Origin of the sequence: Psychrobacillus sp. OK028 (assembly GCF_900103605.1) — a bacterium.
Classification (GTDB): Bacteria; Bacillota; Bacilli; order Bacillales_A; family Planococcaceae; genus Psychrobacillus.
In genome coordinates, this window is record NZ_FNHY01000001.1 from 705,686 (window position 1) to 718,540 (window position 12,855).

The 12,855-nt window shown below is 33.5% G+C and carries 14 protein-coding genes; 9 read left to right on the plus strand and 5 right to left on the minus strand.

Annotated elements, in window-relative coordinates:
- Window positions 1-6: 6 nt before the first annotated feature.
- Window positions 7-219 (plus strand): DUF3006 domain-containing protein, encoded by a 213-nt coding sequence (locus BLR36_RS03075; RefSeq protein WP_093060239.1) that lies wholly within the window; start codon window positions 7-9, stop codon window positions 217-219.
- A 212-nt stretch (window positions 220-431) separates the two neighbouring features.
- On the opposite strand, the gene BLR36_RS03080 is transcribed toward BLR36_RS03075, so the two are convergent.
- Both BLR36_RS03080 and BLR36_RS03085 read right to left on the minus strand, forming a co-directional pair.
- Window positions 432-1,397, minus strand: a complete 966-nt coding sequence (locus BLR36_RS03080) for an aromatic acid exporter family protein (RefSeq protein ID WP_093060240.1) — start codon at window positions 1,395-1,397, stop codon at window positions 432-434.
- Between the two features lie 458 nt (window positions 1,398-1,855).
- Entirely contained in the window at window positions 1,856-3,469 is a 1,614-nt protein-coding gene (locus tag BLR36_RS03085; RefSeq protein ID WP_093060241.1) for a glycosyl hydrolase family 18 protein, read from the minus strand.
- Window positions 3,470-4,057: 588 nt separating this feature from the next.
- Here BLR36_RS03085 and BLR36_RS03090 point away from each other — a divergent pair.
- A complete protein-coding gene (locus BLR36_RS03090) occupies window positions 4,058-4,171 on the plus strand; it encodes a YjcZ family sporulation protein (protein WP_139185058.1) in 114 nt (37 codons plus the stop codon).
- A 395-nt stretch (window positions 4,172-4,566) separates the two neighbouring features.
- On the opposite strand, the gene BLR36_RS18690 is transcribed toward BLR36_RS03090, so the two are convergent.
- Window positions 4,567-4,719 carry a hypothetical protein gene (locus BLR36_RS18690; protein ID WP_175453921.1) on the minus strand — a complete coding sequence of 51 codons (153 nt, stop codon included), beginning with the start codon at window positions 4,717-4,719 and terminating at the stop codon, window positions 4,567-4,569.
- A 730-nt stretch (window positions 4,720-5,449) separates the two neighbouring features.
- Window positions 5,450-5,707, minus strand: a complete 258-nt coding sequence (locus BLR36_RS03100; protein WP_093060244.1) for a hypothetical protein — start codon at window positions 5,705-5,707, stop codon at window positions 5,450-5,452.
- A 261-nt stretch (window positions 5,708-5,968) separates the two neighbouring features.
- Between BLR36_RS03100 and BLR36_RS03105 the strand changes: the two genes are divergently transcribed.
- The 6 genes from BLR36_RS03105 (at window position 5,969) to BLR36_RS03130 (ending at window position 11,187) form a co-directional block, all read left to right on the plus strand.
- Window positions 5,969-6,358 (plus strand): cupredoxin domain-containing protein, encoded by a 390-nt coding sequence (locus BLR36_RS03105; RefSeq protein WP_093060245.1) that lies wholly within the window; start codon window positions 5,969-5,971, stop codon window positions 6,356-6,358.
- A 268-nt stretch (window positions 6,359-6,626) separates the two neighbouring features.
- Window positions 6,627-7,361, plus strand: coding sequence for a polysaccharide deacetylase family protein (locus tag BLR36_RS03110; RefSeq protein WP_093060246.1), 735 nt, complete (start codon window positions 6,627-6,629; stop codon window positions 7,359-7,361).
- Between the two features lie 503 nt (window positions 7,362-7,864).
- Window positions 7,865-9,163, plus strand: a complete 1,299-nt coding sequence (locus tag BLR36_RS03115) for an MFS transporter (protein WP_093060247.1) — start codon at window positions 7,865-7,867, stop codon at window positions 9,161-9,163.
- Between the two features lie 269 nt (window positions 9,164-9,432).
- Complete coding sequence (locus BLR36_RS03120) at window positions 9,433-10,458, plus strand: hypothetical protein (RefSeq protein WP_093060248.1); 1,026 nt, start codon at window positions 9,433-9,435, stop codon at window positions 10,456-10,458.
- A 145-nt stretch (window positions 10,459-10,603) separates the two neighbouring features.
- On the plus strand, window positions 10,604-10,819 hold the full coding sequence (locus BLR36_RS03125; RefSeq protein WP_093060249.1) for a hypothetical protein: 216 nt from the start codon (window positions 10,604-10,606) through the stop codon (window positions 10,817-10,819).
- Between the two features lie 86 nt (window positions 10,820-10,905).
- Complete coding sequence (locus BLR36_RS03130) at window positions 10,906-11,187, plus strand: hypothetical protein (protein WP_093060250.1); 282 nt, start codon at window positions 10,906-10,908, stop codon at window positions 11,185-11,187.
- A gap of 198 nt (window positions 11,188-11,385) precedes the next feature.
- On the opposite strand, the gene BLR36_RS03135 is transcribed toward BLR36_RS03130, so the two are convergent.
- On the minus strand, window positions 11,386-12,237 hold the full coding sequence (locus BLR36_RS03135; RefSeq protein WP_093060251.1) for a hypothetical protein: 852 nt from the start codon (window positions 12,235-12,237) through the stop codon (window positions 11,386-11,388).
- 389 nt (window positions 12,238-12,626) lie between these two features.
- On the opposite strand from BLR36_RS03135, the gene BLR36_RS18695 reads away from it, so the two are divergent.
- Complete coding sequence (locus tag BLR36_RS18695) at window positions 12,627-12,764, plus strand: hypothetical protein (RefSeq protein WP_175453951.1); 138 nt, start codon at window positions 12,627-12,629, stop codon at window positions 12,762-12,764.
- The last annotated feature ends 91 nt before the right edge of the window (window positions 12,765-12,855 follow it).

A 12,855-nucleotide genomic window follows, 5' to 3' on the forward strand; every position in this document is an offset into this window, starting at 1 on the left:
GTAGACATGAAGGGAATTGTTGACCGCTTTGAAGGGAATATTGTTGTGATTGAGATTAATGGAGAAACACAAGATATCTCGAAAGACATTGTGAATTCGGATGTGAAAGTCAGTGATGTGGTGGAATTGGTGAATGGAAAATGGGTATCGAGGAAAGAAGAAACAGATAAACGAAAAAAAGAGATAAAATCCCTTATGGATAGTGTTTGGGAAGACTAAGATAAATAGCCTTTTTAAGGAACTTACTTGAAAGTAGGTTCCTTTTTTTGTCTTTCTATCCGTTCATTAATATTCTTTCTTTCCTATTTTGAATCAATAATATAAACGTTCTCCTGATTGAATTCCTTAGAAATCAATTAGGAAACCGTTTCTTAGTTTATCAATGGGAAAATTTGAAACACCTAAATATCCTATCTCACAGGAAAATTCCACTATCGACTTCTTTTTGCAAACATTTTTTTCTTAATGTTTAAGTAGTTTTTCATTTCAAAAATCAAATAAAATAGATTCGCTCGTACTTCAAATTCTTCTCTTGTCTTCGGCAACTCCATCTTGCGGATCGAGGCATTTAATTCTTCTAACTGATTTAATGTAATTTCCGTTGTATCTCCCGAATGGACGTTTCGACTTAAATTTTCCAAGAACTCTGCAAACATTTCTTTCTGCTTGACGTCTTGGGTGGATGAAGAGAAGATAGCAATGATTTTCATCATATGTTTTATTAGCTCCAATTGATCCTCTCGCATTTCCAAATAATAATAATCTTTATTTTGTTTTCGCAACAGATGATTTTCTACATCTTGAATAGCGATGCTTTTGGATTGATTAATCAAATCTTCTGCCTCTAGTATTTCTTTCCCATCCCAGTTTCGCATTCTATCCCTTAAGTGAGCAGAAAATTCAAAGAGAATAATTTCAAACTTTTGTTCAATCTCCTTCTTAAAGTTTTCAATATCTCTCTTGAGATTTGGCATGAAACTATTGACGAGAAGAGCAATTCCCATACCGATGAAAATGATATAGAGCTCATTCAGAAACATATCCCAGTTAGCATCCTTTACCGTATAAACATGTAATACGACTACCATACTTGTGACAAAACCACCCTGGATGTGAAATCTTACGAGGATTGGAACAAATAATAAAATAAATAAGGAGAAGATAATAGGAGAATAACCTAATACTTCAAACAATAAAGCACCAAGAACCAAAGATAAAAGAGAGGCAAAGAATTTATTCTTAATTGTAATTAAAGTCTTTTTCTTCGTTTTCTCGATACACATAATAACTATAATTGCTGCAAATGTTGCAAATTCCAAATCCAATAAACTCGCAATCCAAATTGCCAGCCCTGCTCCTAAAGCAGTCTTAATCGTCCTATAGCCAATACCAATCATGGAAACACCATCCTATCATTTTCAATGAAAATCTTTGCACGATACCTGTTTTACAATCATTCGAGTTAATTCACATATATGTACAATAATAACACCATAATTGGATGGCATCAGCTTCTATAAATATCAATACATTTGTAGAGTATTCGAATAAGTTCCATTTCACTAAGTAAAGTCAAAGAATTTATTGATAAAGTAAGAGGGGAAAACGTTCATAAAAAATATCTGTGTAAGAAACATTCATGATTGTTTCTTACAAAGGTCAAAAAGTCAATTCAGGAACAAAAAAACAAGGGAAAACCCTGTCGAGAACAGCGTATTTAAACGTTGATTCCAACAGGGTTTCTTATATGCGGATCTCGACTGGTTTCGAACCAGCGACCCTATGAAATGAAACAAAATGATAAAAAAATTAAGTGTCGTGCTGCTTGGCATGCAATGGAGAAGAGTTATGTTGATTATTTTGTAATTTGATATTTTTCTAGATCTTTACTCGCACGATTCACGATTGCTGCCATTTGCGCCCTTTTAATATATTCACTCGGATAAAATTTTCCGTCTTCTTTTCCTTTAATAATACCTTTACTACTTAGTTTTAAAATATCTTGATATGCCCAATGTTCTTTTTGTACATCATAAAAAGGAGATGCATTCATGTTATTAAAAGGGTAATCTAATATTCTCGATATTATTGCTGCTAATTGAGCTCTTGAAATTTTGGCATTTGGTTTAAATGTGTGTGGATTCGTTCCATTAACAATATTATACTTATGTGCAATTTCAATATCTCGTTTGGCCCAATGGTTAGTAGGAACATCGGTAAAATAATTAGGTATTGCTTCGTTTGTTTCGTCTAAATTGATAGCGTTTATAAGGATGACGACAGCTTGTGCTCTTGTTAAATCACCATTTGGATCGAAACTGTATTCGGTTTTTCCATCGATCCAACCTTTTTTATAAAGAGACATAATATCCTTTTCAGCCCAATGGTTTTCTGAGTCTATAAAATTATGCTCTCCATTCGCCCAAGAAGCATAATAATCCCATATTCCGTTATCTGCCTGATTTAAATCCCAACTCCCAGTTCCTCTTAAATTGTATTTCTCTACTAATCTTAATTTATATTTTAATGATAAATCATTCTCATACCATATGGTGTAATTACCCTCTGGAAGTTTTTTACCCCCAATATAAGTTGGTGAGTCTGTGCGTTTAACAGTGAATTTAGCATAAGCTGATTTGGAGACATTATCAAAAAATAGTTTTCCTTTATGTCTTTTAACTATGCTATTGACAGATTTATTAGGTACACCATCTCCTCCAAATTTTTCGTCATCTTTCCAGATTCGACCGTAAAAAGGTAGGCCTAAAACTATTTTTTTTGGATCAACACCTTGATTTAATAAAGATTTTATAGAATTTTCAACAAATGATAAACTAGCGACAGGACCTACTGTACCGCCTTTCCAACTTTCATCATATGTCATAACCATTAAGTAATCACTATATTCACTAATTTTCAAATAATCATATGACCCATGCCATCCTGCCGTCCATCCATTTGGATTTGCAGCAACCGCTATGGATATTGTTTTATCATTCGGCATCTTTTTATCTAATAATCGAATAAAATCTGTGAAAACTTCTTTATCTGTATAGTTTAAATTCTCAATATCTATATCTATTCCGTCTAAATTATTTTTTACTACAGAATCTACTAGTTGGGTAGATAAGCTTTCTCTATTCTTCATTGCAATTTGACCTAAATTTCTATCGAAGTGGTTAGTAATAAATGGAACTACTTTTAATCCTCTTTTGTGTAACTCTTCTATTAAACTTTTATCAACAGAAGATTTTAAACTGCCGTCAGGGTTTAAATTATAAAATTCTGGTGTAGCTGTATCTATGGCACCTAATGTTCTATCTATATTTTCTAAAGTGGAGCTAGTAGTACCACCATATAAATAAGACATGTGTATGTCATTTACTGAAGCATTAGCACTAAATGGAGAGGCGAAAATTGTAGTAAACAAAGCCGAGATTAGAAAATATTTTATTAAATTTTGTTTCATTGCTTTCTTCCTTTAAAATAGATTTTATCTATTCTAATTATCTATTATTAATTTAAAATAACAATTATAAAAATATGGTATCTAAGAGTTATTTAGTAAATTTAAGTTTTATAAGCAGTCGCGTAGTAAAAAGTAAGTTTCAAGCAGAATAGTGTTTAACTGATGGAACTAGATACAAGAGGAAAATTTCATTGATGGATATATGTCATATTACTAGATACAAAATGAAATTAAGGAAGCTCCATTTTAGTAATCGTTGGTGTGATGATGGGGTTTTGCATAGGGATTTAAAGGAGTGGTAAAAGCCGGTATTACAGATCAATAAGACCTATAATAAGGGAAATTACGATAGTAATAGCAGGAGGGGCATCACAAAAATAGTGTTTCAAGACCTGCTCATTCGAGTGTGGCTTTTTGTTTTGCTGTCCATGCGATTAGAAAAAGCCTCAGTAAGTGTTGTTCTTAGTTGAAAGGTTCATTAATCATTTAAATCCACTAATTAAATTCATAAATACAAGATAAATTACCTTATCCATAACATTATTATTTCATAATATATTAATAGTAATATGAAAGGAGGGGTATATGATGTCTGAATATGGTGGAAACGGCGGATACAGTAATAACGGATCAAACTTCGTGTTGATTGTAGTATTGTTTATCCTACTTATTATTGTGGGAGCAAGTTTTATGAACTACTAGTTTAAGGGAGAGCATAAGCTTTACCAACATCACTTTTTAGTCATATGGTATAATCTGTCCGCTGTACCTAAAGGGTTTAAGACTTTCCCATTTGAAATTTTCTCTTCTATAAAAGCGACCTTCTCATTTATTTGAGCAGGTCGCTTTTTTATTTGTCCAAATTTAATAGATGATTTAAATATTTCATATAGAATGCCGTTATTAAGAGGAAGAAAAATAACATGTTTTAGCTAGATAATATAATGGATAATTCTCTTGTTATCAAAAACCACTTTTAGTAAAAATATGTTTCACATTGGTCACGCAACATAAATGGTTTTCATTATTATATAACTTTGGGTGAAAATGATGATAATTGGAACAAAAGGCGAAGGAATTAATTCTAACTGGCCTACTTACAGAAATCTTTTTATTTCTAAAACCTTAGTAATAAGGAGAATATCTTGTTTGATAATATTTTTGATTGATGGATCGGTACAACGTTCGTAATCCATGGACAAACGTTTAAATTCTTTTTCAAAAATAGGGATTTCGCTTTTTTTTAACAATCATGACATCTCCTTGGAGCAAGGAGCCAGCCAGAGAAAATTCCTTCTACCTAACCTTAACTGATAAAACTATATTCTCCTAATTTATATGAAGGAATAATCTAAAGCTTTAGCACAGAATTAATATTTATAAAATTGCTTCAACAGAATACTGAACAATTCGACCATACGGGAGGGAGAATGTTTTATGAAAAAGGAACTCGTGAAATCAGTTTTTCGGATGGAAAGAGCATGATTACAGATTACATTTTTTTTCATACAAATTTTGGTGTCGATGAAGTTGAATTGTGGATTAAAAAATAATGCGTATTTCGAAAGATGACGCAATTACCATTTAAGTTAAGAAAAAAAAGACCCAGATGCGAGGGTCAATTTATATAAATATTATTTTCTATATATTCTACTACCGAATCTACACTTTCATGAGAATCTGTGTAGTGTGTATTGAGATTAGTAACTTCAAATAAACTATTGGATAAACTCACTGAAAATAACGGTTTATGATTAAGGTCGTTAATGGTAATCAAGATTTTAGAATCCTGAAATTGTTGCAATGAAAGTAACATATTCTTCAAATGTTTAGATGACATATCCTGGTACTCCATTCTAAGGAGTGACTACCACGGAAAGTCTCTAGTCACTAATCAAGTTTTGTGTTACTTATATTATAACATTATTTTCCGGAATAATATAAGTATTCAAAAAATTATTGATTAGTGATACACAAAGATCAGCTCCAAATAGAACGACTAGAATAAGCTTGTTCGTCACCTTTCAGTTTATTAACTTCTCCGCCATTATACTCTAGCCATTTTTCCTTTTCTCGTTCCACTGCTCGATTTTGCCATTCAAACCAAACGTATGAACATTCACTACAATGACTCTCTACACCACTATTATTGTGCAAATCTCTACGTATAAATAAAGTTCTTTTGCGGCAGCAGTAACAATAAATTATTTTATCATCACTTTTTTTTATAATTATCATGATCATATTACCTCCAATATACAATATTTATTGTCTACTATTTGGTTATTTATTCTATAGCCGAGAATTTTTTTATAAATTGCCTATGTTAAAGGTAAAAGTTGATTCAAAAATTTTGATTATGATGATTACTTACATCGAATAAAATAAGTTTAAACCAAACTGGATAATTATGTTAAAACATAAAAAGTTTGTGAAAGAATGCATGTGATAATATTTGATGAATGGGAAAAGATAATCTTAGGAAAGGAGGAAATGCGAATGTCTTTAAAAAAGTGGTTAACAGGATTGATCGTTTTGCTAGGGATGATTGTGGTTGTGACAACTACAGGCCAACTCAGTGTAGTTGCTGAGTCAGGTGTCGTAACACAGCCAATTGAGTCTGAGAAAGTGATTGAGGTCGAGTTGAACGATAATTACTTTAATCCGAAAGTTATCACTATTCCTAATGGAAGAACTACAACGTTGATATTGAAAAACAAAGGAATGAAAAAGCACACCTTTACAGTGGAAAAGCTTGGAATTGACGCCGAAGTCCAACCGGGAACAGAAAAAACCATTTCCGTGAAACCAATAAAAAGTGGTACATATGATTTTATTTGTCGGTACCATTTCCAGGAAGGTATGGTTGGAAAAATAACAGTCAATTAATAAGCAGGGCCAATTGGTCCTTGCTTTTTTATAGGAAACGGTAAGTTATTTATTATTACTCAGACATGATAATAACAAATAACTTACGAAGTTTCTTTACGCGAAGAGGTAGGGGAGAATAAGATTTTTCCATATTCACTAGATTTAATAGAACAAAAAAATTGCAAACAGGTATATGGAATCAATATCGATGAAATCATAATAGTTTTATGTTTTTGAGGAACAAAAATGAAAAGTAATAAAAAGAATATATAAAGCGAGGAGTTTTATGAAAAAGGTTGCAATGTTTTTCCTATGTATTCTTATATTATTTCTTCCATCACAGGTATTTGCTCAACGTAAAGTACCCATTTTAATATATCATTCGATTGACGAATTTAAAGGGCATGGTTCTAAGGATTTATATGTAACACCGGAGAATTTCGAAAAACAAATGATTTATCTAAGAGATCATGGCTACACTTTATTAACTTTTGATCGATGGCAAGACATTAATAAAGTAAACAAACCCATTTTCATTACCTTTGATGATGGGTATAAAAACAATCTGAATGCATTTGAAATCTTTCAAAAACTGAAAAACGAACATTTTGAACCAACTGGTACCATGTTTGTTATTTCTGACTTTATCGGTCGCTCCAACCGATTATCGAAATCGGATTTAAAAATGATGTCTGATTCGGGAATCATCTCAATTCAGTCCCATACTGCTACACATCCATATTTGACGAAAATAAAAAATTATGAATATGAACTGAAAGGGTCCAAAGATATAATTCAAAAAATAACCGGCAAACCAGTCATTGCTCTTGCGTATCCATACGGAAATTTCAATAACAAGGTCGTAGAAGAAACGAAGAAATACTATTTGTTTGGACTTGCGACAACTCCTGAACTATTTTCTGAGAAGGGCATAAAAGACGAATTCTATCTTTTACCACGGATTTATGTCAAGTATTCAACTACTTTAGATGAGTTTGCAAAAATCGTTGACGGAGAATAAAGGCGATTACTAAACCAGGTAATCGTTTTTTCTTTTTAAACCAAAAGAAAGTGATTAATAGTGTTTATAAGGAAATGGGTAAAGAAACAGGCATTAAACGATAAAAGTACAGAAAGATTTTCATTTGCTGCTTTTCATTAATCAAATTCATTTGTTTAATAATAGGGCTCCTATTGAGATCATGCTAGTCTATTATTGCTGTAATGGGATAGTAGAATAAATTCGAACTTTAGTACCCAATGTCTAAATCATCCTTAGTCCGATTTATCTGTTAGATACGAGGAAAATAGGATACCTTTAAGGGTTGGATTTGTGCCACCACTAACGTGTGAAGTGCTTGAGCAAGGATTGATTATCCATAACAGTTACTTAACGTTCTTACCTAATATTGTTTGCCATACAATTATAAAATTGTGTGGTTTTTTTGTGCGTGATATGATGAATGAAATCTTGTTGAAGGGTTATTAGATATGAATTAGGTTTATAGAAAGGTAGGTTTAAATATGTTACCCAAAGATAAGGAAGAAGCTTTAGAAGGCAAAATAGATTCTTTACAAAGCTACATTCATTCACCACAAAAACAAAAAACGTTATACAAGCGTACGTTGTTCGTAGTAAGTATTTCACAAATTTTTGGAGGTGCAGGTTTAGCGGCAGGTGTCACAGTGGGGGCACTTCTTGCACAACAAATGCTGGGTACGGATGCGTATGCTGGCCTTCCTTCAGCTTTACTTACTTTAGGGTCAGCAGGTGCAGCTTTATTTGTTGGAAGACTCTCACAAGCGTTTGGACGTCGGACAGGTCTGGCAACTGGTTTTATGATAGGTGGACTTGGAGCAACAGGAGTTATAATTGCAGCAATTATAAATAGTATTTTCCTATTATTTGCTTCCCTGCTGATATATGGTGCAGGGACAGCAACCAATTTACAAGCCCGTTATGCTGGTACGGACTTAGCAAATAGTAAACAGCGAGCTACAGCTATTAGTATGACGATGGTTTTTACAACTTTTGGCGCAGTTGCTGGACCAAACTTAGTGAATGTGATGGGGAAATTTGCTCTTTCTGTTGGTATTCCATCACTTGCTGGTCCATTTATTTTAGCTGCGGCAGCATATATCTTAGCAGGTGTTTTCCTTTTCATAATGCTTCGTCCAGATCCATTCGTTATAGCTAAAATGATAGAAGTGACAAACCAAAAACCTAGTAATAATGGACAAATGGAAACAATTGAACAAACAAAAAACAAAAGAGGAATAATCGTTGGTGCAACAATTATGGTCCTAACTCAAATTGTAATGGTGGCTGTTATGACAATGACACCTGTTCATATGATTCATCATGGACATGGTTTGGGAGAAGTAGGACTGGTTATTGGTTTTCATATAGGTGCCATGTATCTGCCTTCACTGGTTACAGGTATACTTGTTGATAAGTTGGGGCGTACTGTGATGGCTATTGCTGCTGGAACTACGTTGCTTCTGGCAGGATTAATAGCAGCTTTGGCACCAGGAGATAATATGATTCTACTAGTAATGGCTCTATCTTTACTTGGAATAGGATGGAATTTTGGTTTGATAAGTGGTACTGCACTGATAGTTGATTCCACTGAAACTTCCACACGGGCTAAATCGCAAGGTACTGTGGATGTTTTGATTGCGTTGGCAGGGGCTACTGGTGGGGCAATGTCTGGAATCATTGTATCAGTTTCTAGTTATCCAACATTATCATTGGTTGGAGCTATTATATCCTTATTATTAATTCCAGTCGTGATATGGTCTCGTGGAGGTAAGATTGTTTAATAATACAATCTTTTGAGGCGATATTTGTAAAAAGGGTTATTTAACATCGCGATCAATAGGCTGTATTCATCCTAAATGAGCTTCACTTTTCTTCTACGTCCAATGTAAAAGGATACTTTGTGAACAAATGTACTTAAACAACGGGTGAGCTCTTTTTTATAATACAACCGAAGGAAAATTTTTAGGAAATATGTATGAGTTTTTTGAAGGAGTCATTGTAACCAAGTTTATCGGGAGACGTCTACTATAGGAGTAAGGGAGGGATTAATATGACTGTTTACCCTAAAAGAATTCTAGTTTTACTATTAATGCTTTTTTTAGTTGGCTGTAGTAGTGGAAATACTAGCCTCGGACATTCTGAAGTAACGATTAATGATATTACTGAATTTTCGATTGTGGAAATGATACATGAAAACAGTGTTCTTATTGGAAATACGTTTTATACAATAGGCGATGAGACCAAGCTTAAAACAGCAGATAATCGGGAGCTGAAATTCGACGAAATAAGACCTGGAGATTTAATTACTTTTGAAGACGATGGAAAGATTATGACATCTTTTCCAGGTCAGGGTTTTGCCACAAAGGTTATACTTCACAATGACGATGAGAGCAAAAAAGTGAGTAATTCTTTAAAACATTTTATTAATAATCAACAAACAGGTAATATTTTATCTATTAGTATTTTAAAATTGACGGAACAAGCAATTACTTTAAATTTTAATGAATGGGAAACTCAAGGGAAGAAGTACGAAGCTGAAATTGATCGTAAGACAAATGAATTTACGGTGAAAGAAATACCAAATGAAGAGGCACTCGCACAAGAACGGCTTAATCAAGCGATGAAAGCTGCACACCCAGAAGGGACTACTTCAGGTCATATTACGGAAATCTATGAAGATGGATTTAGAGTAAACATGGTAGACTTTACTTTTTCAGAAGATGCGCAACTAAAGAATGATTTAGGAACTATGCTAGACAAGGAACAGTTCAAAATCGGTAGTTTTGTTACAGTGGATTACGACAAAATAGATTCGTCTACTACTGTGAATACAGGGGTTTTATCCGTTATGACATTACTTACAAAAGAAGAGAATCCTCAAGTTAGAAGTTGGATTGAATCGATAATCGAAGGAGATTTATACGAGGAACCTGCTATAATGCAAAATTACTCGCATATTGAGCCGAAATATTACTCAATTATCATTGCAGATTTAAAAGACGATACTTGGGATACATTTGAATTAAAATATGATATCGAAACGGATACTTATACAACCACTCGGATAAAGCATTAAATTAAATTTAGACTAGGAGCCAGTAAGAAAGGGTAAAGCTTTTTTCTTGTTTAACTAAAACTGCAGTTTAGTTGAACAAGTTACCAGGCAACTCGTTGAAACGAATGCTTCTTCATCTTCGTCTAATTTAGAAAGAGGGATGATATTGAAAAAACATAGTTTAATTGTGTCATTTATACTTTTATCAATTGGATTATGTGGCTGTCAACAAAATAATAACGAAAAGGCTGCTAACGAACTGCCTGCTATCCAACCCTTAGAAACAAAAGCCGAGTTCATAGAAGAAGATTTTGTATATCGACTTCTGACAGAACAAGCAGAGTACGCTAAGAATGAACCTAAAAGATTTATGCAGAATTAGAATACACAGGTGATAAAGAAGAAATTGAAATTTTTCATTCTGCTTCTCCATTCTACTTTCCAATGATTGAAACCACGAGAAATTATGTGATTGAATACGGTATGAATGAACCATTATTAAGTACGAAACTAATTAAAGGGGAGCCACTTCGTAAAGAATATAGGGGGGGGAGTGGGAGCTACGTTTCAGAGGATAAGAAAGATTATATAGATTTTATAAGGCAAATTATGAAACAGGAATTTCCAGAAGGAAATTATGTAGTAAATGGCGTCGCAGATTTTTATGTTATATCTAACGTGCAAACTGAACAAGAGAAAAAATATAAAATAAAAGCACAGGTTGAATTTAAGGTCAAAAATAGTAATTAGTTAATAGACTTTTTTTAACGTGTATTTTAGAAAAATAAGGCTGTCTTCTGGCAGCCTTATTGTTTTTATTCAACTAAAGAAGCAGTTTAGTTGAATAACTAAATACCATTTTGGTTTATTTAAAGTAAAAAGCCTGAAGTATTCTCAGGCTTTTTATCATAGGTAATAATGTCTCATTATTTACGATTCTTAATGTGCTTAGCACCTTTCAGAAACACGTTCCACTTCATCTTTTAGCTTCAATGATTTCAGCAATTCCAGGATCAATTCCCAGACTGCTTCATGGTAACCTGACGTCACGATGTACCAATAATTCGCGTCACGAACAAATGCAAGTTTTTCCAATTCATTGGATTGACCCAAAAAAGATTGCATCTTCACCAATTCTGCTTCATCGTAATTGCGATTTGGAGGGAAATTAAAGTGCTGGTTTGATTGTATAGATGGTTTTGAACAAACGACCCCAAGTCCATCCAATGTCGTCATATGGATGGATTCAGCCCTGTCTTTTTTCACTTCATGGAAATAGCTCACTACTTCCAATTTCTTCGTGCCAAAAACTTGCTGGAAACGCGTTAGTATATACTTGCGATTTTCCTCCAAATCACAAGAGGTGTATTTTTTGAATTCCTTCACAAGTCCAATTACTTGTTTTTCATCATTGTAGTTCCACATGGTTTCGAGCATTTCAGCATAAGGAACAGAATAGACTAAGTTTAAAAACTCTCGAATGTTTCGTGCCATATATCGCAGTGGAGGATCATTGGTGGGAGAAACACATACGATTGGTGCTTCGCGTAAATTCGAAACTGAATGAAAATCTGTTAAAAAACCGAAATGAATACCATTGCCACCAGTACTAGCAAAAGGAATCAAATCAGGAGGGGTAATCGAATATGGGTCGAATAGGTTAATTGGTTGAAAAGCAATTTGACTAAGTGATAGTCCCTCGTTCATTAATTCATTTTCTAATTGATGCAAAAGGTGAATTTCGTTTGGAATGTCATACTGACCATAGGCTTCTTTCCATTCTTCATTTATCATTAGCACTCACACTATCCTTTCATGGGAATAGACACACACCTCTTTTACATTATTCTATAATATAATTTGATAATCCTTTGTTTTATAGAAAATAAAAACACTTATAAAGATCCCTTATTTGCAAGTGTGAATAAAAAAGTTTATGAAGGAATTTACTTAAACTAACGAGTGCTTTACTTCAAGAAGGTAAAGCTTTTTTCTTATTAAAATACGATGTCTCAATCGTACTAAAAGAAGCATAGAATTAAGTCGAATTTTCTTTGAACAGTTTATGGCATCTTGCGGAAGGTAACATAAAAAACCACCTTCTGAAATGTTTTTATGCATTGCTGTGGGATAGATTGATGGTTTAGCGCATACAGTGAAATGTCATCGACACCATGGGAGGAATTACTATGCGAAAACTTTTGTGTCTACTACTGTTTCTCGGAACGTGTATGCTATCCGCTTGTTCATATGATAGCGAAACAGCGGTAAAAAACGGCGATGTCATTAATATGAATGGACCTGTTTACAATTTCCACCGCTTTTAGAGTTAGCATAAAAAGTGGACATGTTAAAACACGAACCTCATACTAAAAGAAAGTTAAGGGAGCGTGTGTAGGATGGCTGTATTATCAAGAG